The 22,205-nt window shown below is 66.2% G+C and carries 21 protein-coding genes; 11 read left to right on the forward strand and 10 right to left on the reverse strand.

Features of this window, described 5'->3' with window-relative positions; all coding sequences use genetic code 11:
- Nucleotides 1-91: 91 nt before the first annotated feature.
- Both CV102_RS20570 and CV102_RS20575 read left to right on the forward strand, forming a co-directional pair.
- A complete protein-coding gene (locus CV102_RS20570; protein ID WP_148859980.1) occupies nt 92-307 on the forward strand; it encodes a hypothetical protein in 216 nt (71 codons plus the stop codon).
- A gap of 56 nt (nt 308-363) precedes the next feature.
- Entirely contained in the window at nt 364-1,965 is a 1,602-nt protein-coding gene (locus tag CV102_RS20575; RefSeq protein WP_148859903.1) for a cobyric acid synthase, read from the forward strand.
- 56 nt (nt 1,966-2,021) lie between these two features.
- Here CV102_RS20575 and CV102_RS20580 read toward each other — a convergent pair whose 3' ends face one another.
- Nucleotides 2,022-2,411 (reverse strand): CopG family transcriptional regulator, encoded by a 390-nt coding sequence (locus CV102_RS20580; RefSeq protein WP_148859904.1) that lies wholly within the window; start codon nt 2,409-2,411, stop codon nt 2,022-2,024.
- 160 nt (nt 2,412-2,571) lie between these two features.
- Between CV102_RS20580 and CV102_RS20585 the strand changes: the two genes are divergently transcribed.
- A complete protein-coding gene (locus tag CV102_RS20585) occupies nt 2,572-2,823 on the forward strand; it encodes an MTH865 family protein (protein WP_148859905.1) in 252 nt (83 codons plus the stop codon).
- 293 nt (nt 2,824-3,116) lie between these two features.
- Nucleotides 3,117-5,144, forward strand: a complete 2,028-nt coding sequence (locus CV102_RS20590) for a bacterio-opsin activator domain-containing protein (protein WP_148859906.1) — start codon at nt 3,117-3,119, stop codon at nt 5,142-5,144.
- 196 nt (nt 5,145-5,340) lie between these two features.
- Here CV102_RS20590 and hutH read toward each other — a convergent pair whose 3' ends face one another.
- The gene (gene hutH, locus CV102_RS20595; protein ID WP_148859907.1) at nt 5,341-6,978 is read right to left on the reverse strand and encodes a histidine ammonia-lyase; all 1,638 of its coding nucleotides are present in this window, start codon (nt 6,976-6,978) and stop codon (nt 5,341-5,343) included.
- Between the two features lie 107 nt (nt 6,979-7,085).
- Between hutH and CV102_RS20600 the strand changes: the two genes are divergently transcribed.
- The gene (locus tag CV102_RS20600) at nt 7,086-7,439 is read left to right on the forward strand and encodes a DsrE family protein (protein ID WP_148859908.1); all 354 of its coding nucleotides are present in this window, start codon (nt 7,086-7,088) and stop codon (nt 7,437-7,439) included.
- A gap of 83 nt (nt 7,440-7,522) precedes the next feature.
- Here CV102_RS20600 and hutI read toward each other — a convergent pair whose 3' ends face one another.
- From hutI to hutU, 3 genes are read right to left on the reverse strand one after another with little or no spacing between them, the layout of a single operon-like run.
- On the reverse strand, nt 7,523-8,779 hold the full coding sequence (hutI, locus tag CV102_RS20605; protein WP_148859909.1) for an imidazolonepropionase: 1,257 nt from the start codon (nt 8,777-8,779) through the stop codon (nt 7,523-7,525).
- Complete coding sequence (hutG, locus tag CV102_RS20610; protein WP_148859910.1) at nt 8,776-9,792, reverse strand: formimidoylglutamase; 1,017 nt, start codon at nt 9,790-9,792, stop codon at nt 8,776-8,778. The genes hutI and hutG overlap by 4 nt, the downstream gene beginning before the upstream one ends.
- Nucleotides 9,789-11,525, reverse strand: a complete 1,737-nt coding sequence (gene hutU / locus CV102_RS20615) for a urocanate hydratase (protein ID WP_148859911.1) — start codon at nt 11,523-11,525, stop codon at nt 9,789-9,791. The genes hutG and hutU overlap by 4 nt, the downstream gene beginning before the upstream one ends.
- 88 nt (nt 11,526-11,613) lie before the next feature.
- Between hutU and CV102_RS20620 the strand changes: the two genes are divergently transcribed.
- The 3 genes from CV102_RS20620 to CV102_RS20630 all read left to right on the forward strand — a co-directional run bounded on the left by CV102_RS20620 (nt 11,614) and on the right by CV102_RS20630 (nt 13,861).
- Nucleotides 11,614-12,264, forward strand: a complete 651-nt coding sequence (locus CV102_RS20620; RefSeq protein ID WP_148859912.1) for a helix-turn-helix domain-containing protein — start codon at nt 11,614-11,616, stop codon at nt 12,262-12,264.
- 214 nt (nt 12,265-12,478) lie between these two features.
- Nucleotides 12,479-12,865: a hypothetical protein gene (locus CV102_RS20625; protein ID WP_233710761.1), complete on the forward strand. Its 387-nt coding sequence runs from the start codon at nt 12,479-12,481 to the stop codon at nt 12,863-12,865.
- A gap of 183 nt (nt 12,866-13,048) precedes the next feature.
- Entirely contained in the window at nt 13,049-13,861 is an 813-nt protein-coding gene (locus CV102_RS20630; protein WP_148859913.1) for a hypothetical protein, read from the forward strand.
- A gap of 107 nt (nt 13,862-13,968) precedes the next feature.
- Here the strand turns inward: CV102_RS20630 and CV102_RS20635 are convergent, their stop codons facing one another.
- The 3 genes from CV102_RS20635 to CV102_RS20645 all read right to left on the reverse strand — a co-directional run bounded on the left by CV102_RS20635 (nt 13,969) and on the right by CV102_RS20645 (nt 16,999).
- Entirely contained in the window at nt 13,969-14,319 is a 351-nt protein-coding gene (locus CV102_RS20635) for a winged helix-turn-helix domain-containing protein (protein ID WP_148859914.1), read from the reverse strand.
- A gap of 137 nt (nt 14,320-14,456) precedes the next feature.
- Nucleotides 14,457-15,308: a trehalose-phosphatase gene (gene otsB, locus CV102_RS20640; RefSeq protein WP_148859915.1), complete on the reverse strand. Its 852-nt coding sequence runs from the start codon at nt 15,306-15,308 to the stop codon at nt 14,457-14,459.
- 2 nt (nt 15,309-15,310) lie between these two features.
- Entirely contained in the window at nt 15,311-16,999 is a 1,689-nt protein-coding gene (locus tag CV102_RS20645; protein ID WP_148859916.1) for an alpha,alpha-trehalose-phosphate synthase (UDP-forming), read from the reverse strand.
- Between the two features lie 176 nt (nt 17,000-17,175).
- On the opposite strand from CV102_RS20645, the gene CV102_RS20650 reads away from it, so the two are divergent.
- Nucleotides 17,176-18,336, forward strand: a complete 1,161-nt coding sequence (locus CV102_RS20650) for a M24 family metallopeptidase (protein WP_148859917.1) — start codon at nt 17,176-17,178, stop codon at nt 18,334-18,336.
- 19 nt (nt 18,337-18,355) lie between these two features.
- Here the strand turns inward: CV102_RS20650 and CV102_RS20655 are convergent, their stop codons facing one another.
- Nucleotides 18,356-19,192 (reverse strand): alpha/beta fold hydrolase, encoded by an 837-nt coding sequence (locus tag CV102_RS20655; RefSeq protein ID WP_148859918.1) that lies wholly within the window; start codon nt 19,190-19,192, stop codon nt 18,356-18,358.
- A gap of 129 nt (nt 19,193-19,321) precedes the next feature.
- Between CV102_RS20655 and CV102_RS20660 the strand changes: the two genes are divergently transcribed.
- Nucleotides 19,322-19,549: a DUF5795 family protein gene (locus CV102_RS20660; protein WP_148859919.1), complete on the forward strand. Its 228-nt coding sequence runs from the start codon at nt 19,322-19,324 to the stop codon at nt 19,547-19,549.
- Nucleotides 19,550-19,651: 102 nt separating this feature from the next.
- On the opposite strand, the gene CV102_RS20665 is transcribed toward CV102_RS20660, so the two are convergent.
- Nucleotides 19,652-20,512, reverse strand: coding sequence for a M99 family carboxypeptidase catalytic domain-containing protein (locus CV102_RS20665; RefSeq protein ID WP_148859920.1), 861 nt, complete (start codon nt 20,510-20,512; stop codon nt 19,652-19,654).
- Nucleotides 20,513-20,916: 404 nt separating this feature from the next.
- On the opposite strand from CV102_RS20665, the gene CV102_RS20670 reads away from it, so the two are divergent.
- The gene (locus tag CV102_RS20670) at nt 20,917-22,083 is read left to right on the forward strand and encodes a sugar phosphate nucleotidyltransferase (RefSeq protein ID WP_148859921.1); all 1,167 of its coding nucleotides are present in this window, start codon (nt 20,917-20,919) and stop codon (nt 22,081-22,083) included.
- The last annotated feature ends 122 nt before the right edge of the window (nt 22,084-22,205 follow it).

A 22,205-nucleotide genomic window follows, 5' to 3' on the forward strand; every position in this document is an offset into this window, starting at 1 on the left:
CCCCCGTCTGGCCGAGACACGTCGGTGATGCTGAAAGTAGCTTTCACCTGCAGGGTCGGTCGAAAACCGCCGAGGCGTGAATAGACAGTCCATGAAGGTCGTCTACAAACCCGGAAACGCTTACGAGGAGATCCACTGCTTCGACTTCCGCGAGTACGAACACGGCGTCGTTCTCCACAACGAGGAGGGGTACAACATCGGCTACGTCCCCCACGAGATTCTGAGTCACATCGAGCCCCATCCCGAGGAGGAGGTCGGCTTCGAGGGCGGGGTGCTCGAGGACGACGCCGACGACGCCGAGGAGTAGCCCGGCGCGGCCCGAACCGACAGGACGATACGCCACCCCGCGGGAGTAGCGCGTGAATGAGCCGGACCCTTCTCGTCGCCGGGACCGCGAGCCACGTCGGCAAGTCGACCGTCGTCGCCGGACTCTGCCGGCACCTGTCGGATCGAGGCGTCTCGGTCGCACCGTTCAAGGGCCAGAACATGAGCAACAACGCCCGCGTCGTCGTCCGCGCGGACGCGAGCAACGAGAGTCGGGATCGAGCGGCCGACGCGGCGATCGAGGCGGGCGACCGGTGGGGCGAAATCGGCGTCTCCCAGTTCGTCCAGGCTCGAGCCGCCCGCGTGACGCCGACGACCGACTGCAACCCGGTGTTGCTGAAACCGCGCGGCGACGGCGAGAGCCAGCTCGTGATCCAGGGGCGGGCCCACGAACACGTCCCCGCCGGCGACTACTACGAGGAGTACTGGCACGAGGCGCGCGAGGCGGCCGAGGAGTCCTTCCAGCGGCTGGCGGCCGACCACGAGGTGATCGTCGCCGAGGGCGCGGGCAGCATCGCCGAGATCAACCTCCACGACCGCGACCTCGCGAACCTCGAGACGGCGCGCTTCGCCGACGCCGATATCCTCCTGCTGGTCGATATCGAACGCGGCGGGGCGTTCGCGAGCCTCTACGGGACGATCGAGCTGCTTCCAGACGACATTCGGCAGCGGATCGTCGGCGCGGTCATCACCAAGTTCCGCGGCGATCCGTCGCTGCTCGAGCCCGGTATCGACGAGATCGAGTCCCGGACCGGCGTTCCGGTCCTCGGCGTCCTGCCGTACGACGACCCCGGACTCCCCGAGGAGGACAGCGTCGGCCTCCCGGGGCCCGAAGAGCGCGGCGTGATCGGCGACGACGACGGTGTTCCCGACAAGCACCGTCTGACGATCGCCGTGCCGCGGCTGCCGCGCATCTCCAACGCGACGGACCTCGAGGCGCTCGCGGCCGAACCGGGCGTCGCGGTCGAGTATGTCCCGCTCGAGGGGAGCGACCGCGACGACCCGCTCGCGAACGCGGACGCGGTCGTCATCCCGGGGACGAAGAACACTGTCGACGACCTGCGCGCGCTCCGCGAGGCACCGATCGGGACGGCTCTCGAGACGTTCTCGGGCCCGGTGGTCGGCGTCTGCGGCGGTTACCAGCTGCTCGGCGAGCGGATCACCAACGCCTCGCTCGAGGGAACTGGCGAGGACGACGTCGTCGAGGGACTCGGCCTCCTCCCGGTCGAGACGCGCTTCGAACCGGACAAGCGCCTCGAGCGAGTCGCCGTCCCGGTCGACGGAACGGCGTCGCCCCTGCTCGCGGCGGCCGACGGTGCCACCGCCAGCGGCTACGAGATCCACGCCGGGCGGACGCGGGCGCTCGAGTCCCTCGATCGGCCGCTCGGCGACGCGAGCGCGGCCCGCGGGCAGGTCCTCGGCACCTATCTTCACGGGCTGTTCGACAACGAGGCCGTCCGGACGGCGTTTCTCGAGCGCGTCGCGGCGTCGGCAGGGCTCGACCGCGTTGCGTCCGCCAGCGCGACCGACTCCGATGGGGACACAGATTCGAAACCAGCCGCAGAACCGCCGTCGGACCGCGCCGCGCGGCTGGTTCGCGAACACGTCTCGCTCGAGGCGCTCGGCGACCCGTTCCGGTGAGTCGGCCAGCCGTTTCGATACCGCGCAGCGAGAATCGTCGACAGAGAGCGGCGGTGCTACGCGGAGCCTTCTCGGTAGGTACCCAGCAGTTCCTCGAGGATGATACACTCCTGATCCGTCGGATCGTAGTGGGTGTCGATGAACCGTTCGGCCGCCTCGTAGTTGCCTCGAAGCCCCTGTTTTCGGACGGTGATCACGGCGTCGAGGAAAAACGTTCCACCGTCAGTACCCAGCGCCTGCGCATGGGTTTCCTCGGGGATGTCGAGTTCGGACTTGATCTCGTCGAAGTTGAAGGTCTTCACGTCGTGATCCGAGTCGACCAGCGTGAGGACGTACTCCGCAGAGAACCTGTAGAATTCGGACTTACTCTCGAACATACCGTCGTCGACGAGTGCATCGATCTTTTCGACGACCTCGTCAGGGTACCTGACGGTATCTTTCGCCATACTCGAACCCTTCATACTGCTGAATCATTACTGTTTCGGGACTACGAGCGTGGACGGTCACGCGCAACGAGTGTCGCGGCCTAACTACGAAGATGCGCTCGCGGTCGGCGTCGCAACTACCTACAAATTTATTATTTATTATCCACAAACGGAAGACGCAATGGCAGACGAAACCGAACTCCGCAACCAGATGGTCGAAGCGTTCGAGGGCGCCGATTATCCGATCTCGAGTCCGATGGATCTCGTTCCGGCACTGCCGAACGGTCCCGGAACGAAGTTCGAGTCGGGCGATTTCTCCATGACCGCCATGGAACTCAACACCAAAACGTCTGGTGGGGACTTCCCCTACGATGACCCCGAGACGTTCGTCGACGACATCATCGAGGACCTGAAAGAACAGGGCGAAATCTAACGTTTTACAGGGGGTAACCGGCCGAATACCCCCGTGAGGGAGTCGTCGCCGAGCTCCCGGTCTCTCGATCCGAGGCCGACGCCGGGGTACGGCTAGAAGCGAACGACTGTGAACCAGTGGGAGTCACGTCTCAACGATTCCCGGACGACAGCCCCGGACCGCCGGCCGGCGTCCAGTATTTTATTCCGTTGTCTGTGCCAGGTGCAAATAGCAAGTCCTTAACCATTTCCCCGTGATGTGCGAGTAACAGCCCTACGGTGCGAACAGGTGGGCCCACCGGCCCCGGTGACGCTATGGAACATGTGAACCGAAAGAGGACTGTCGTCCTGGTCACAGAGCACGAAGAAAGCAAACTAACGAACGTAATCGAAGGGGAGCCGTCGTTGGACGTTCGGCCAATACCGCCGGACTGCGCGGTCGACACCCTCTCTGGCACCGCTGTGGAGCGTCCGAACTCGGACGCGGCGGTCGACGCCGCGACGGTCGAGGAGCCGTGCGGTGTCGTCCTCGAACTCGACCGGCCGTCGAAGATCCGATCGGTCGTGGCGTGCGTCGAGGCGAATCTCCCCGACGTCCCGACGATCGTCGTTCCGCGGGAGGGAAGCGAGCAAGCCGCGGCGGCAGCGCTGCGGGCGGGAGCGACCGAGTACGTGCCGGCCAGTGGGTCGGAGCGGGCCGCGGATCGAGTCGTCGAAACGATCACGTCCACGTCCTCCGGTTTGGCGGCCGACGCGACGACGAAGTATCGCCGCATTCTTGCGAACGAACTCCCCGACGAGGCGTTCGTCATCAGCGAGGATGGAACCTATCTCGAGGCGAAGATGCGGCCCAACTCGGCCTCCCTCTATACGGTCTCCGCCGACGAACTCGTCGGCAGCCGGATTCGTGATGCCTTCCCCGAGGACGTCGCCGCGAAACTTCAGTCGTGTCTCGAACGCGCGGTCGAGACCGGCGACGTCCAGTCTGTCGAATACGGGGCAGATACGACGAAAGGCGAGCGCCGGTTCGAGGCGCGCGTCGTTCCGATCGACGACCGGATCGACGACCAGCGCGCCGTCGTCTGGCTGGCAAGAGACATCACCGAACGCGCGAAACGCGAGCGTCGACTTCAGTCACGACAGGATCAACTCGAGACGCTCAACCGGATCAACCGGGTCGTCCGGCAGGTGATCGAGACGCTCGTCGAGGCGCCGACCCAGGACGCCATCGAGCGAAAGGTCTGCGAACAGCTCGTCGAGTCGGAGCTGTACTGCGGATCGTGGATCGCCGAACGAACCGGCGAGGGACAGCTCTCGTACCGAACCGGCGCCGGCGAGGCCGAGACGTACCTCGAGACCGTCGAAAACCACACGTTCGAGGATCAGCGGCCGACCCAGCACGTCGTCAGGGAGGGCGAAATCTGGACGAGGAACGATCTCCTCGAAGACGAATCGGTGCCGGACGTGATACGAGAAGCCGCCCGGGAGGACGACGTCAACGCCGGAATCTCTGTCCCGATCAGGTACGACGACACCATCTATGGCGTGCTTTGCGTGCTGGCAAACCGTAACGATGCCTTTAGCGAGAGCGAACAGAGCAGCTTTCGACTGCTCGGCGAGACGATCGGGTTCACGATCAACGCCGTAAAGAATCGGCAACTGCTCTTTTCCGACAGCGTTCTCGAACTCGAGTTCCGCATCGAAGACGGAGAGACGTTCTCGTTCGATCTTTCGAAGAAGTACGACTGTACGTGTTCGCTCGAGTGGGCGGGAGCGACCGCTGACGGCCGCATCTTCCAGTACGTGACCGTCGAGGGGGTCGACGGCGAGACGGTGCTCGAGGAAGCCGCGGCCCACGACTCCGTCGAAGAGTGTCGCCTCATTCACGACGGCGCCGAACAGTGTACGGTCGAGATCCGATTCACCGAGTCGGGCGTCCGCACGCTCGCCAACCACGGCGCGACGATCAGGGACGTGACGGTCGAAGACGGCGTCGGCCACCTGCTGGTCGAGGTGCCGCGAGACGCGGACGTTCGCGAGATCGCCGAGGCCCTGACAGTCGTCTACGAGAATACGAAACTCGAGGCCCGACGGGAGGTGGACCATCCCGTCAAGACGGCAGTCGACCGGCGCCAACGCGTCCTCGATCAGCTGACGGACCGACAGCTCACGACCCTGCGCCTCGCCTACTACGGCGGCTTTTTCGACTGGCCCAGGGAGAGTACGGGTGAGGACGTCGCGGAGGCGATGGACGTCTCCCCGCCGACGATGCACCAGCACCTCCGGAAGGGGCTCAAGACGATCCTCAGCGAGTTTTTCGAGGAAAACAGCGGAACGATGTGATCGCACGGGGTTCGTCGCCGACGAAAGTACCGGTCGACGAGGGAACGGTAGGTGGTGGCGTTTCGAACGATCCCCCCGCCCCGGCGCCTTCAGAACGAAGGCAAATGCTGGTACGTTCTCACCCCTGATAACCTTACCCGAACCGATCGCCGACTGCCGTACTCGTCCTCTAGCGTGATCGATACACAGAGGGCCGCTACTCCACCGTATCGGGAGCGTCCGACCGGTCGACGGCGCGCTCGAGCGTCTCGTCGACCAGTCCGCGCGCGAGGAGGGCAGCGACCTGGTCGACGTCGGTGTGGACCGGTCGGTCGGCCTCGAGCGACGGAACGACCTCTCGGACCAGGTCGTAGACGGCCGACGTACCGACGCCGAGCGACAGTGGGTCGTCGGTCTCGAAGGCGTCGTCCGCGTAGTCGGCGGCCTGGGCCCCGCAGACGAGTTCGGCGGCGACGACCTGCGTAGCGTTCTCGACGGCCGTGCGGGCGTGGAGCGCCGACTGGGCGCTCATGCTGACGTGATCCTCCTGCCCGCCGCTGACCGGCGTGTTGTCCGCCGACGCGGCCCCGAGCGACCGCAACTCGTTGACCAGCGACGCGGCCGTGTACTGGGCGATCATGTAGCCCGACTCGACGCCGCTGTCGGCGGCGAGAAACGGCGGCAGGTGGTCCTCCTGCAGATTCGGGTTCAACAGCCGATCGATCCGGCGCTCCGAGATCGCCGCGAGATCGGTCAGCGCGAGGCGAACGTACTCGAGTCGCAGCGCCAGCGGCGCCCCGTGGAAGTTACCCCCCGAGAGGATCGCGGCGTCTTCGGTGCCCGAGGCGCGCTCGTCGACGCGGTCGCCGGCGAAGACGAGCGGATTGTCGGTCGCGCTGTTGAGTTCGATCTCGACCGCGTCGCGAAGGTGGGCCAGCGCATCACGGACGGCGCCGTGGACCTGCGGGAGACACCGCAGCGAGTAGGCGTCCTGCACGCGGTCGCAGTTGCGGTGAGCCTCGACGATCTCGCTCCCCGCGGTGAGTTCGCGGATCGCCTCCGCGCTTTCGAGTTGGCCCGAGTGCGGCCGCACCTCGTGGATCGCCCGGTCGGCCGTCGCCGTCGTCCCGAGCGTCGTCTCGATGGTCAGCGCGCCCGCCGCGTCGGCGCCGCGGACGGCTCGTTCGCCGTCGACGACGGCGAGCGCCGCGAGCCCGACCGTCAGCTGGGTGCCGTTGATGAGTGCGAGCCCCTCCTTGGGTTGCAACGAGAGGGGCTCAAGGCCGATCTCGGCGAGCGCGTCGGCGCCGGACAGCCGCTCTGTAGTCGGGGACTCGCCGTCGGCCTCCACACTGTGCCGGTCGACCACTGCCTCGCCCTCGCCGACGAGAACCAGTGACATGTGCGCGAGCGGTGCGAGGTCCCCGCTCGCGCCGAGACTGCCGTGGGATCTAACGACCGGGTGGACGCCCTCGTTGCACAGCTCGACGAGGTGGTCGACGACGGTCTCGCGGATCCCCGAGTAGCCCTTGACGAGCGCGTTGATCCGAGCGACCAGCATGGCGCGAACCTCCTCGCGCGTGAGTTCCCGTCCCGCGCCGGCTGCGTGACTGCGAAGCAGGTTGAGCTGTAACTGTTCGATCTCCTCGGACGGAATGCGTTCGTCGACCAGTTCACCGAAGCCGGTGTTGAGCCCGTAGACGGGTTCGCCGCTGTCGATAACGTCCTCGACTCGAGCGCGCGACTCCCTGATCCGCTCTCGACTGTCTTCGGAAATCTCGATTCTGGCGCCCTCTCGCGCGACGGCGGCGACGTCCTCCGGGGTGAGTGACTCACCATCGACGACGACCGTCATCGACCGTCACCTCGGTTCGCGAAGACACGAGACCCCAGAGACGGTTGGGTCCACCGTGCACACGAGCGCACAACAGGGATACGGCGCGTGTCCAAAGCAGGGGACACATGCCAGACGCAGCAATTGTCGTTCTCGCAGGCACCGAATCTCCGTCCGACCTCGGCCGCGTCGTCAACGGACTCCAGACCGCGAAGGAGTTCGACGACGCCGGCGACGACGTCGAGATCATCTTCGACGGCGCCGGCACCCAGTGGGTCGGCGAACTCGAGGACGAGGACCACGACTACCACGCGCTGTACGCCAACGTTGTCGACCACGTCCAGGTCTGCGACTACTGCGCCGGCGCCTACGACGTCGAGGACGAGGTCGAGGAGAGTGAGGCCGATCCGATCGACGAGTACGAGGGACACCCGAGCATCCACTCGCTCGTCGACGACGGCTACGAGATCATTACGTACTAACGCTCCTTCTTTCGGTTTCGACCCAATTGACGGTTCGGCTCGAGCGGTCGGCGACGCTCCGTCCGCGACCGCCGTCGCAATCGTCATCCGTGCACCACCTCCCCAGCCTTGAGCACGCCATCGACGGCCGGCGTGTCGAACCGGTAAGCGACGTGGACGTACGACGGCGCCTCGAGCACGACGGCGTCGGCCGGCGCCCCCTCGCGGAGCGTCCCCGTACCGTCGTCGAGATCGAGCGCCAGCGCGGCGTTGTGCGTCGACGCGAGCAGCGCTTCCGCGGGCGTCATCCCCATCTCGACCGCGCCGAGCGTCTGGGCGAACCCCATGCTTCGCGAGTGGCAGTTGGGGTTGAAATCGGTCGCGAGGGCGACCGGCGCGCCCGCCTCGAGGAACGCCCGCGCGTCAGCGTACGCCTCGCCGAGGCCGAACGCGGTGCCCGGCAGCAGGACGGGGACGACGCCGCTATCGACCAGCGCGTCGATATCGTCCTCGGCGGCGTGGAGCAGGTGGTCGGCGCTCGCTGCCTCGAGATCCGCCGCGAGTTGGGCCCCGCCGAGGCGCGTGAACTCCTCTGCGTGGACCTTCGGCGTCAGCCCGTGCTCCGCACCGGCCTCGAGGACGCGTCTCGACTGCTCGACGTCGAAGACGCCCTCCTCGCAGAAGACGTCGCAGAATCGGGCGATCCCCTGATCGGCGACCGCCGGAAGCTGTTCCTCGACGACGGCGTCGACGTACTCTTCGGTGTCCTGCTCTTCGGGAACCGCGTGAGCGCCCATGAACGTCGGGACGAGATCGATCGGCTGTGCGTCGTCCGCACGGTCGATCGCCTCGAGCAGTCGCAGTTCCGTCTCGGTGTCCAGACCGTAGCCCGATTTGACCTCGACCGTGGTCGTCCCGTGGGCGAGCATCGTCTCGAGGTGCCCTGTGAGGTTCGCGAGCAGGTCGTCGTCGCTCGCCTCGCGGGTCGCCCGGACGGTTCGAAGGATGCCGCCGCCCTCCTCGAGAATCTCCTGGTACTCCGCGCCCCGCAGCTTGGCCTCGAACTCGTCGGACCGATCCCCGGCGAAGACGGCGTGGGTGTGGGGATCGACGAAGCCGGGGACGACCGCCCGTCCCTCGGCGTCGATCGCCGTCTCGGCGTTCTCCGGCGGATACTCGCGGGTCACGTCCTCGCTCGAGCCGACGGCGACGACCTCGCCGTCGACCGCGGCGACCGCGGCGTTCTCGCGGATCTCGAGGGGCGTCTCGCTTGAATCGTCCGTCGAGGGACCGACCACGAGTTCACCGATGTCGAAGACGACGCAGGCGGCTTCCGTCGTGGATGCAGCGCGCTCGCTCATCGTCGTCCCTCCGTGTATCCGGCCAGGAAGTGAGCGATCGCACGCGCCGCCGCGTCCGCCGTCTGACCCTCGCGATCGAGCGGCGGGGCGCACTCGACGACCTCGAAGCCGGCGATCCGGTCGTCGCTCGCGAGCAGCCGCAGCAGCCGGAACAGTTCGCGGGTCGTCAGCCCGCCGGGCGTCGGCGCGCTCACGCCGGGCGCGGCGCTGGCGTCGAGCACGTCGCAGTCGACGCTGATGTAGAGCCGGTCGACGTCCCCCATCGAATCCAGTGCGCGATCCGCGGCCTCGACGACGTCGTCGCCGACCTCTTCGGCGGTGACGACCGCTCCGCCGTTCTCTCGGAGGAATTCGTCGTACGCCGTCGACGTCTCGAAGTGGCGCGCGCCGACGCAGGCGTAGGCGTCGAGCCCCGCCTCGAGAAGCTGCCGGTAGGGCGTGCCGCTCGTCGCGTCACCGTCGACCTCGCGAACGTCGAGGTGGGCGTCGAGGTTGAGTACACCGACGGATCCCGCCTCGAGCAGCGGCGCGACGTTGGGGTAGGTGAGCGAGTTGTCGCCGCCGATGAAAACGGGGAGTGCGTCGGTCTCGTGGACGAGCCGGGTCGTCTCCTCGAGGTCGGCCTGGACGTCCGCGACCGATTCGTCGACCGCGTCGGACTCGAGGCGCTCGACGAGCGAGCGCACGTCCCCGAGATCGGCGACGTCGTCGATCGGCCCGCCGTCGAAGTGGTGCGTCTTGGTTCGCGCGAGCGACCGTCTGATGGTCGGCGGCGCTTCCCGCGCGCCTTTCCGGCCGATGACCGCGCCGTCGTACGGTTCGCCGACGAGAACGGCGGACGGGACCGTGTCGGCGAGGGTCCCGAGATCGATCCGTTCGACGACGTGGCCGAACAGTTCGTCGTTCGGGTCGCCGCCCGCGAGTTCGTGCCAGCCGCCCGTCGTCTCCCAGTCGGGGTGGGTCGCGAACCGGTCCGCGTCGCCGTCGGTGTGCTCTCCGTCGTCGCCGCTCATCGCCGGTCCTCCATTGGAACGGGCACGTTCGAGTCGCGGGCCTCCTCGAGGGCCTCCTCGTAGCCGGCGTCGGCGTGGCGGATCACGCCCATTCCGGGATCCGTCGTGAACACCCGTTTTGCTTTCTCGGCGGCCAGGTCCGAGCCATCGAGGACGACGTGGTTGTTCGCGTGGAGGGCGTTGCCGATGCCGACGCCGCCGCCGTCGTGGACGCTGACGATGTCCGCGCCGGCTGCGCAGTTGAGCAGGGCGTTGAGGATCGGCCAGTCGGCGATCGCGTCCGAGCCATCCTTCATCGCCTCCGTCTCGCGGTTCGGGCTCGCGACGGAGCCGGCGTCCAGGTGATCCCGCGTGACGACGATCGGCGCAGAGATCTCGCCCTCGGCGACGAGGTCGTTGATCCGCAGGGCGAAGCGGGCGCGCTCGGTCAGACCGTCGTTTTCAGCTTGATAACCGAGCCAGCAGACCCTCGAGGGCAGTCCCTGGAACGCGACCTGCTCCTGGGCGAGGTCGATCCAGCGGTGGAGGTGGTCCTTCTCGGGGAACAGTTCCCTCACCGCGTCGTCGGTCCGGTGGATATCGGCCGGATCGCCCGACAGCGCGACCCAGCGGAAGGGCCCCTTTCCGCGACAGAACAGCGGTCGGATGTACGCGGGCACGAAACCGGGGTAGTCGAACGCTGACTCGTGATCGCGGTGGTCGGCGACCTGTCCGCGGATGTTGTTGCCGTACTCGAAGGCGATCGCACCCTCCTCCTGCATCGCGAGGATGCCGTCGACGTGGCGCTCCATCGTCTCGAGGCTCTCCTCGACGTACGTCTCGGGATCCTCCTCGCGCAACTGGTCGGCCTCCTCGACGGTGTATCCCGAGGGGTAGTAGCCCTCGAGTTCGTCGTGGGCGCTGGTCTGGTCGGTGACGACATCCGGGACGAACCCGCGCTCGAGCATCGCCTCGAGCATGTCGGCGGCGTTCGTGTGGACGCCGACGCTGTAGGGCTCGCCGTTCTCGGCGGCAGCTTGCGCGTTCTCGATCGCCTCGTCTAAGTCGTCGGTCTTTTCCTGGCAGTAGCCCGTCTCGAGGCGGCGGTCGATCCGTTCTTCGTCGACTTCGGCGGCGATGCAGACGCCGCCGTTCATCGTCACGGCGAGCGGCTGTGCGCCGCCCATCCCGCCGAGTCCGCCAGTGACGACGATCTTCCCCTCGAGTGCCTCGGTCTCGGGGTAGTGCTGGGTCGAGAGTTCGGCCAGCGTCTCGTAGGTGCCCTGGATGATCCCCTGGGTGCCGATGTAGGCCCACGACCCCGCGGTCATCTGGCCGTACATGATCAGGCCCTTCGCCTCGAGTTCGTGGAAGTGCTCCCAGTCGTCCCAGTTGCCCACGAGGTTCGAGTTGGCGATCAGCACCCGCGGGGCGCGCTCGTGGGTCTCGAACCGGCCGACGGGCTTGCCGCTCTGGACGAGCAGCGTCTCTTCGTCGCCCAGGTCGCGGAGTTCGTCGCAGATCGCGTCGTAGGCGTCCCACGACCGGGCTGCACGACCGGTCCCCCCGTAGACGACCAGCTCTTCGGGTCGTTCGGCGACCTCGGGATCGAGGTTGTTGTTCAGCATCCGGAGGGCGGCTTCCTGTCGCCATCCCTCGCATTCGATAGCCGTTCCCGTCGGCGCACCCTGGTACTCCTGCCACTGTTCGCTCGGAGACCCCTTCCCGACAGACGATCGGTGCTCGTTGCTCATACTCGAATGAAACGATCCGCAGAACCAACACCTATGATGTTCCGTTCGGAAGTGGATTTATAATTGGCCGGGTGTGTACTGGGAGCACATGTACGAGTCGACGTTCGCCATCTCCGACTCGAGCGCCTACACCGAGCCGACCGACGGAGCCGACTGTCGAATCGAACTCTGGTGTAACGACCACGCGGATCTCCTCTACGTCGCCGGATCGGCGATCGAGTCGGTCCTCTCGCAGGTCCGTTCCGACATCGGGATCGACGAGTGCGTGCGGGGAGACGGAGAGGCCGTCGTCATCACGAGTTCGTGTCTGAAACGACACGAGACCACGTACATCGAACAGTACCTCGAGCGCCACAGCTGTCTCTTTCTCCCGCCGCTGCGGTACGAGGACGGGAAGAAGCACTGCCGGATCCTCGCGCTCGACTCGGAGAGTCTCACCGCGCTCTACACCGATCTCGTCGAGGATCAGTTCGAGATCGACGTCCTGAGCAAACGCGAAATTGACATCCCGTCTCGATCGTCCCCGCTGTTGTCCCTCGACGAGGTACTCCCGGAACTGACGGATCGACAGCAGGAGGTTCTGTCACGCGCGATCGAGTCGGGATACTACGAACTGCCCCGGGAGACGACGACCGAACGGCTCGCCGACGAACTGGGAGTCAACCGGCGGACGGTGGAGGATCACCTTCGACGGGCCGAGAGAAAGCTCGTTACGTCGCTGCGTCCGCATCTGTACTGATCCCTCGTAGCGCCCCCGGAGCACGCATCGCTCGGTCTCATCACGTCGCGCGAGATCTCGTGCTGAGTGAGGCTCCGTGCCGGGTGAGGACCCGCCCGTACTGGACCGATCGTGTCGTGCTTTTGTACTCTCGGCAGAACGACTGTCCGTCGACGGCGTCAGTTCCGTGGTACGGACACTCAACCGATTATAACGGTCACAGATGTTAACCCGATTGGCAATAGGGCTGGCCCGATACGAATCGAGCGATGAGCGACCAGGAAACCCGGCGGCGACGGCCGTCTCGAGCACTGGCCGGGGAGCAGTCGTGATCGACGAGGCCCCAATCGACGCCGTGTTCGAGGGATCGAACGGCGAGTACTACACCGACTGGGAGGTCGACCGACGGCTCCGGACGGGCGCGTGGCGGCCCTGTCTTCGACAGACCGATCCCGATCGACGACTGGTCGAAGTCGAAGCAGGCGTCCTGCTGTTGCTCGCGCCCATCGACCCCGAGGAGTTGCCGGCCTCGATGGTGCTCCGCGTCGAGGACGACAGCGCTCGAGTCGTCGACACGAGGCCCCCGTTGCCGACCGGCTGCTCGGCGCGGGCTCTCGAGTAGCCGTATCGAACCGGGCGCTCCGTGCTCGGATCGCCGCTGACTCTGGTTCGGATTTGCGAGTGTATGGCCGTCCTGACCATCTGTAGTCCGAATGTAACCGTTTTACGCGCAGCCGTTATAGCTTGTAGGGACGCCCAACCTCGCCCGACACTCGTGAGTGGAACGGACACCGATCACAGAGACATGAGCAGAGAGACGCAGGCGGACTCGAGCACGGGGTCCGTCAGACGCCGCCTCTTCCTGGGCGGGCTCGTATCGACACTCTCGATCGGCAGCCTGGGAACGCTCGGCTACGCCACGCGGTCGCCAGCCGAGACGCTCGAGGTCCGGGTCTGGCTCTCGGAGGAGGCAGCCCGATACGACGGCGTCGACGACCGGCTACTCGAGTATCTCGACGCGCTCCTCGGCTACGAGTACTGGCAGCTCGAACTCTCCTACGGCGGCGTCGTCTCGGCCTCGACCGAGGACGGCGCCCGCGTCACGATCAACGGCGAGTGGCCCAGGATTCTCGCGGCGGGCGCCCTGGGTACGCGCGATCTCGATCCGGCGGCGGACGTGAACCTGCTCGTCACTGACGGTCAGATGACGACCGCGCCGACCGGGTTCGCGCTCCCGCACGTCGCGTCCGTCGGCGGTGCCCGATACCTCGCCACGCTGCCGCCGTTCGACGACCTGGAGACGGTTCTCGACGACGGGTCGATTCACCGGGTCGTCGAAAACGAGCGACCGACGCGGACGATCCAGATCCTGCTGCACGAACTCGGCCACGCGCTCGGACTCGAGCACGACCACGGCGTCGCGTTCCGGAACGGCGACGCGGTCGTCGCGACGCCGATGCTCAGCAGCTACGCCTGGGATCCATCGTACGACGGCGATCGGTCGCGGTGTGGCACTGTCTATCCGAGCACGGACGATCGCGAGCGGACGCTCAGCCTCATCTTCTCCGGGTGTGCACAGCGCGAACTCGAGGAGTACAACGGCGGATTCTCGCTGTAGTACCGCCGCTGTGGGCGATATTTTCTCACCGCTCGATCGGCGCGGTGAAACAGAACAGCGACGCTCCGGGACGCAGTCGGCCGGCAGTTAGCCCGGAGACTCGGTCGTTACTCGTCGTCGTCTTCGCTCTCGCCGCGGGCGAAACTGGCCTGACTGTTGCCGTGTTCGTTGTCGGCCTCGGCGCTTGGCCCCTCGATGAGTGCCTCGAAGTCGTCGGCCTCGTCGTACTGGTCGCGGTAGACCAGCGCGGCCTTCCCCAGGGAAGTGATCTCGTACAGCCCGGATCGTTCTGCCGGGCCGATCTTGCGGACGAGACCGTAGTCTTCGAGCACCGGCAGTCTGGTGTTGATGTTCTTTCGGCTCTTTCCGGTGTGGGCTGCGAGGTTGGTCGCGACGTTGCGTCCCTTATCCTCGAGTTCCTCGAGAATCAGGAAGTCAGTAGGTTGTCGTAATTTCACTCTCGGTCACGCTCGTACCCACACTATATTTCCAGTGGTGACTAATACTTTCGACTCCGAACGGTCACGTTCCCATCGATATCCGCTGCGGTAATAGCTCGTGAGAGGGGCTGAAGCTGGTTTTGAGGGCGTTTCAGCTACGGGGAGCGGATCGTTTGCATCCTCGAGCGGGGTACCTGACCGCGAACGTGTTCGAGACCCGCCGTTCCGAACCACTCGAGCAGTGAGGCGACCTGCTCTGGCGAGCGTACGCGACCGGACGCCGCGGTCGGCTTGTTGTCGCCGACTCGCACGCCGATGCCGCCGGGTTCGACCGCCCGGAACGCTGACTCGTCGGTGACGTCGTCGCCGATGTAGACCGGGACGGCCTCGTCGGGGAGGTCGGCCATGATCAGTTCGACTGCGTTCCCCTTGCCCCACGGGATGTCCGGACCGATCTCGAGGATCTGCTTGCCGGTCGACACCTCGAGGTCGTCGCCGCCGAACCGGTCGACCGCGTCGTCGGTGAGTCGTTCGACCTGCGGTTGCGCACCCGAGGGGACCGACCGGACGTGAACCGTCGCGGTCAGCCGCTTGTTCTCGATCCGTGCGTTCGGGACGGGGTCGAGGGCGACCTCGAGCGCCTCGCAGACCGCGTCGATGCGTTCGGCGCGTTTGCGCGCGACCGGGTGAACGGCGACGTCGCCGCCGCGAGCGAGTTCGAGCCCGTGGTTCCCGGCGTAGATCCGGGGGCCCTCGACCCGCTGGCGCACGTCCGCGAGCCCTCGACCGCTGACGACCGCGGTCGTCACGTCCGGTTCGGTCGTGACGGTCTCGAGTGCGTCCTCGACGGCGTGTGTCGGCTTCGCCTCGTCGGGGTCCTCGACGATCGGCGCGAGCGTCCCGTCGAAGTCGAGACACAGGAGCAACTCCGCGGCGTCGGACAGCTCCGTCCGGAGTCGCGGCACCAGCTCGTCGATCGGCTTCGGGCGTGTCTTGCCTACTGACATCGCTACACTGGCGGCGTCTGTGCGTCCGTGTCTCGATCCGAGTTCGATCCCTCGTCGTCGTCCGGGCCGGAGTCGGTGTGAACGCGCCTGATCTCGTCGAACTGGCTCCCCATCCAAGACTCGAGGTCGCCGTCGAACACTCGATTGCGGAGCGTGTTCATCCGCCGGCGGCGTTCCGTGGCCGGCATCGACAGCGCGGTCTCGAGCTGTGAGGCGAACGCGTCGGTGTCGGTCGGGTCGATCGTCAGCGTGGCGGACCCGAGTCGCTCGTGGGCGCCCGTGCGGTCGCTCAACAGCAGGACGCCGTCGCCGTCGACGTTCGAGGCGACGTACTCCTGTGCGACGAGGTTCATCCCGTCGAGCAGGGGACTGATGACCATCATCTCCGCTCGCCGGTACAGCGCGCAGAGATTCTCGTGATCGACGTACTCTTCGGTGTAGACGATCGGCTGCCAGTCGTCGGTCCCGAACCGACTGTTGATGCGTTCGACCTCGCTCCGGACCAGTTCGCCGAGCCGTTGGTAGGCGGGGATACCCGTCCGCGACGGGGTCGCCTTCTGGAAGAACGTGAACTCGCCGTGCCAGTCGGGATTGCGCTCGAGGACGCGCTCGATCGCCGACAGTCGCTCGGGAATGCCCTTCGAGTAGTCGAGGCGATCGACGCCGAGTGCGAGGGTCGTGTCGGCGGGGACGTCGTACTGCTCGAGCAGCGACGTCGCCTGCTCTTTGTCGACCGATCTGGCGTCCTGATCGTACGATTCGGCGTCGATTCCCATCGCGTCGGTGATGAGCCGCGTCGTTCCCCCGTCGTAGCGGACGAGTTGCTCGTCGCGGTCGACGACGGCGTCGGCGAGGAACTCCTCGACACAGTCGAGGAAGAGGGCGGCGTACCGGTCGACGTGGAACCCGAGCAGATCGTTCCCGAGCAGCCCCTCGAGGATTTGCTCGCCCTCCGGACACTGTGCGAACGTCTGTGGCGTCGGCCAGGGAATGTGCCAGAAGTGCGCGATCGTCGCGCCGTCCGGAACGCGCTGGCGGATCATCCGCGGCGCGAGCGCGAAGTGGTAGTCCTGGATCCAGACGACCGAGTCGTCGGTCGCGTGCTCCGAGACGGCCTCGGCGAAGCGCTCGTTGACGGTGCGGTACCAGGCGAAGTCGTTCGACCAGTCACCGTCTCCCTTCTCGATCAGGTCGGGAAACTCGTGACACAGCGGCCAGAGTGCCTGGTTGCTGAAGCCGTAGTAGTAGGAGTCGACCGCCTCTTCCGAGAGGTCGATTCGGTGAAGGGTGTAGGCGTCCTCGTTCGGCGGCACGGTGACGCAGTTGCCCTCGTCCGTGACGTCGAAGTCGGCCTCGCCGTCGCCCCAGGCGATCCAGGTCCCGTTCGCTTGCTGGACGACCGGATCGAGACCGGCGGTCAGCCCGCCGGCCGGTTCGTCGACGGCGATCGATCGCTCGTCGGGGCTCTCGTCGGCCGAACCGCTGTCCGTTCCCTCGGCGTCGGCCGCGGTCTCGGTCCCCGATCCGTCGTCCGCGTATTCGTGGCGATACGGCTGTCGGTTCGAAACGACGATCAACGATCCGGGGCAGGACGGGCCGTCGTCGTCGGATTCGTCGGTGGTCCGCGTCCCGCCATCGGTTCGTCGCTCGTCCGCGAGTCTCTTCGACAGTCGCTGCTCCGTGAGTCGCATTCGCTGAAGCAAAACAGTTCGCCGACGTGTTGATGCGCGGCCTGCAACCGCATGGGACTCTAATAGTACCCAGTATCGTTCAGACCTTTGGACCGATCAAACAACCGTTTCCGACGGTCCGCCGATCCGGTCGGAGAGACCCGAACGTTCTTTTCCCGATCGTTCGAAGCGCCGCCATGCAGCCACCGTTCGACGCACGCATCGACGCCTGCCAGCGCCGCCTCGAGGACGCCGGCGCGGACCTGGTCGTCTGTTTTCCGAGTCCGAACCTCACCTACCTCACCGGCTTCGCGGAGTCGCCGTCCGAGCGCCACCTGTTGTTGTTCGTGCCGCGAGACGGTTCGCCCGCGCTCGTCGCGCCGACGATGTACGACGAACAGCTCGCGGCCCTCGGCGTCCCCTCCCTCGAGCTCTGGGACGACGACGACGATCCCCTCGCGGCCGTCGAGCGGGTGCTCGAGGGCTACGAACTCGAGACCGACGGCGACGCCGCCCCGACCGTCCTTCTCGACGACCGGATGTGGACGACGTTCAACCACGACCTGCGCGCGCTGCTCCCCGAGGCCGAGTTCGGTCTGGCGAGTACCGTCCTCGAGCCGCTGCGCATCCGCAAAGATGAGGTCGAACTCGACGCGCTCCGGCAGGCAGGGGCGATCGCCGATCGCGTCTCGCTCGAGATCCGCTCGCGCGGCGAGGAGTTGCTCGGGACGACCGAGGCCGACCTCGCCGCGGAGATCGAGTCGTTGCTCGCGGCCGAAGGCGGCGGGGAACCGGCGTTCGAGACGATCGTCGCATCCGGGCCGAACGGCGCCCGGCCGCACCACCACAGCGGCGACCGCGAGATTCGGCGCGGCGATCCGATCGTGCTCGACTTCGGCGCGTTCGTCGACGCCGACCTCGAGGCTGGCACGGCTCGCTATCCCGGCGACCAGACTCGAACGATCGTCGTCGGCGAGCCCCCGGCCGAGTACGAACGGGTCCACGAGGTCGTCGCTGAGGCGCAGGAGGCCGCCGTCGAGGCCGTCGAGCCCGGCGTGCCGGCCGGCGAAATCGACCGGATCGCTCGCTCCGTGATCGACGAGACCGGCTACGGCGACGCGTTCGTCCACCGGACCGGCCACGGCGTCGGCCTCGAGGTCCACGAGCCGCCCTATATCGTCGACGGCAACGACCGCGTACTCGAGCCCGGGATGGTCTTTTCCGTCGAGCCGGGGATCTACCTCGAGGGGCGGTTCGGCGTCCGGATCGAGGACCTCGTGGTCGTCACCGAGGACGGCTGCGAGCGGTTGAACGGTTCGCCTCGAGGGTGGGCAGTTGGAGATCGGGTGGGTCAGTAGTCGGACGAGCTTTTCGATACTACTCCTCGAGGAACTCCCGTAGCTCCTCGCGGTAGGCCTCCGGGCGATCCTCGGGCACCCAGTGGTTCGCCTCCTCGAGCCCGACGAGGTCGGCGTCGTCGATGTCCGCCTCGAGTTGCTTGGCGTACTCGATCGGCTGGAACTCGTCCTCGGCACCCCAGAGCATGAGCGTCCGGGCCTCGACCGCGCCGTGGTCGATCTCGGTCGTGTGGCTCGTGTTCGTCCCGATGGCGTTGCGGGAGAGCGAAACCATCCCCTCCTCGGAGGCCCACTGCGAGACCATCCCCTCGACGAAGTCGTCGTCGGCGTCGTCGCCGTACAGTGTCGCGTGGTAGACCGACTCGAGCAGCCCCGTCAAGTCGTCGACGTCCATCCCCTCGATCGTCGCCGGCAGCCCGAGGTCGACGATGCGTTCGATCGGCCAGGAGTCGTAACAGACCGCGTTCGAGAGGACGAGGTCGTCGACCGCGTCGGGTTCGTGGACCGCGTAGCGCAAGCCGACGCCGCCGCCGAGGTCGTGACCGACGAACGAGACCGAGTCCAGCCCCAACTGGTCGAACAGATCGGCGACGGCAAGCTCCTGCGCGCGGATCGAGCGGTCGAAGCCGTCGTGCATCGCGGACTCGCCGTAGCCGACCATGTCGGGGACGATCACCCGGTAGTCGTCGGTAAACGCCGGCGCGATTTCGCGCCAGAGGAACGACGAGGTCGGGATCCCGTGGAGGAAGACGAGCGGGTCGCCGGAGCCCTCGTCGTAGTACGCCATCTCGAGGTCGTGTTCGTCGACGGTCACCGTCCTCGATTCGAGTTGCTCGGTCCACTCGTCGTGTTCCATGATCGGCGCTCCACTGTGTACAGCAATAGTGGTTCGCCCTGATCGATCCTCCGGCGCATCGCCGTCACAACGCGGCCGTCTCGAGTCGACCTGGAAACGCTTAGGAGCATCGCGGCCACAGGGTTTGCTGTGAGCGAGAATCGCGTCGTTCAGGGGCGAATGGTCACGGCCGAAAAACTCGCGGAGCTAATCGAGGACGACTCCGTCATGGAAGTCGACTCGATCGAAGAGTCCGACAGGGAGTGTCCCGAGTGTGGCGGCAACGTCCTCGAGGTCGGCTACATGCCCTCCGTCACCGAGTTCGTCAACGGCTGGAAGTGCCAGGACTGCGACTGGAGCGAAACCGACAGAGACTGAGGCCCTTCCGACTGGTTCTCTCCGCCGCTGCTCGTCCGTCGGAGTACGGACCGGTATCGTCGTCCGTCGGAGTACAGACTGGTATCGTCGTGTCGGGACGACCTACAGCGAGTTGGCCGCGTAGGACGTCTCGATCCCGTGTTCCCGAAGGAGGTATCCGGCCAGCGCGTTCGCCCACTCGGTCTGGGTCTCGAGGCTCGTCTCGTACCGCGTGACCTCCGTGAGATAGCCGGCCTCCTCGAGGTCGGCGGCGACCTTGTGGATGAGCCGCGGGTGTTCGCCCGACAGGGTGTTTCCGAGCGTGTACTCGTAGTCTTCGGGATACGAGTCGTCGATAACGTTCCGGTTCATGCAGTCGGCGACGCGCTCCGCGGTCGCCCTCGAGTTACCCGCCGCGGAGGGGAAGATCGCCTGACCGTAGCCGTCGGGACCGAGGTCCGAGCCCCAGATTCCCATAGAGCTGTGCATGTCGATAACGACGTCCGCGTCGTACTCCGTGATGAGGTCCCAGATCTCCCGTGCGATCGGCGTCGTGGGGTCTTCGCCGGACGGGAACTGCTGGTTGAGGTCGCCGTCCGGGCCACTGTAGGTCTGCTCTTCGACTGCGGGTGCGTTCGCTTCGGGCAGCACGACGAGCGTTCCGCGGTCGAACTCCCACTCCCTGGCGTTGTGGGCGGCCTCGACGCCAGCCAGTTCGTTGCCGTGTATGCCACCGACGACGACCGCCGTCGGACCCGATTCTCCGGATTCGCCGATGTACGCCGTGGTCTCGTACTCGGTTCCTGCCTGCAGCGTGCGCGTAGTTCGACTAACCGAACCGAACCCGTCGTCCGCGCTTGCGCTTCCGACACCGATGAGTGCAGCGGTCGCCACCGTCGTCCCGCTCGCGATAAAGGAGCGCCGAGATGGCGTCGTCGATTCAATGCGTTGCTCTGGTTGCCCGTCCACCGAATGGTCGTTCATTGGATTCAACCAGATGCACCAAACTGGAACGTGTATGAAAGTATACTGTCTTTTCCGAACGACAAAGCGATCATATCGGCACCGCCTCGAGCCGCCCCGCCTCGAATGTCCTCGAGCGGGAATGGCACTAAAGGGCCTGTCCGGTCCGTATTCGGTATCTGAGGGGATAGAATCCTCCGGCCGAAGCGTCCGTTCTCGACCGATTTTCTGCCGAAATCGTGCTCGGTCCGGTACTCCAACCGTACTCGACCGCTATTGGTTACAGAACTGCAACGATCCTCCCAGGTGGCCGCTACCGATCGTTTCAGCGGATGAATTGAAGGGGCGGCGCCGTCGAGAGCGTCTCGCTCGAGAATACTATCAGTACCGAAAACAATATCGGCGTCTGATTCCTGTCGATCACTATGAACGAGTGTTCGGCGATCGTTCTTGCGGCGGGGGAAGGGAAGCGGCTCGGGCCGCTCACGAAACACCGGCCCAAGCCGATGCTCCCCGCGGCGACGAAGCCGATTCTCGAGCACGTCCTCGACGCGCTGATCGACGCGGGCGTCACCGATATCACGGTCGTCGTCGGCTACAAGCGCAACCGCGTCCAGTCACACTTCGGGCCGACGTACCGGAACGTGCCGCTGCAGTACGTCACGCAGCGAAAACAGCTCGGCAGCGGGCACGCGCTGCTGGCCGCGGAGTCGGCAGTCGACGGTCCGTTGCTCGTCGTCAACGGAGATCAACTGATCGACGAGCAGCTCGTCGAGGACGTGCTCGCAGCACACGACACGGCTGCGGCAACACTCGGACTGATCCGGCGACCAGACGTCACGAGATACGGCGGCGTCCTCCTCGAGGACGAGCGCGTGACGGAGATCGTCGAGAACCCTCGCGACGATCGAAGCTACCGCCTCAACGCGGGCGTCTACGCGTTCGAACAGACGATCTTCGACGCCATCCGCGCGAGCGAGCCCCGGGCGGGCGAACACTCGCTGACCGACGCCATCGCGACGCTCCTCGAGGACGACGAGGACGTCCGCGGCATCGTCTCAGAGGGCACGTGGGTCGACGCCACCTACCCCTGGGACCTGCTCCGGATCGCCGACGATCTACTCGCGGACGGCTCGGCTATCGAGAGCCAGGTGTCGCCGGCCGCGTCGATCCACGAGGCGGCGACGATCCTCGAACCGGTCGTCGTCGGACCGGATTGCGTCGTCGGCCCCGGCGCCGTCGTCGGACCGAACGTCTGTCTCGGCGAAAACGTGACGGTCGGCTCGAACGCGACGGTCGAGCGCTCCGTGCTCGACGCGGACACGCGGATCGAGAACGGGACGACCGTGTCCGACTGCGTAACTGGTCGCGGCGTGCAGATCGGTCCGAACTCGACGGTCGTTGGCGGACCGGGTGACGTCGAGGTCGGGGACGAGATCCACCGCGAGGAAGCGCTCGGGGCAGTGCTGGCCGATCACGTTCGCGACGGTGGTGGCGTGACCTACGAGGCGGGAACGATCGTCGGTTCCGGAACGGTCTGTCGTAGCGGTGCGACCGTTGGCGGGACGATCCCGGACGACACGGAGACCTGACCGACGGCGTCCGCGAAGAGTTCGAAACCGTCGAGGAACTGGAGTCGGGCTGGATCAGGTGTACGCGCCCTCGCACACGTCCGGAACCGGACCTGCCCGGCGACGAGACGACGAAGTACTAT

This window comes from Natronococcus pandeyae (genome assembly GCF_008122205.1).
Taxonomy (GTDB): domain Archaea; phylum Halobacteriota; class Halobacteria; order Halobacteriales; family Natrialbaceae; genus Natronococcus; species Natronococcus pandeyae.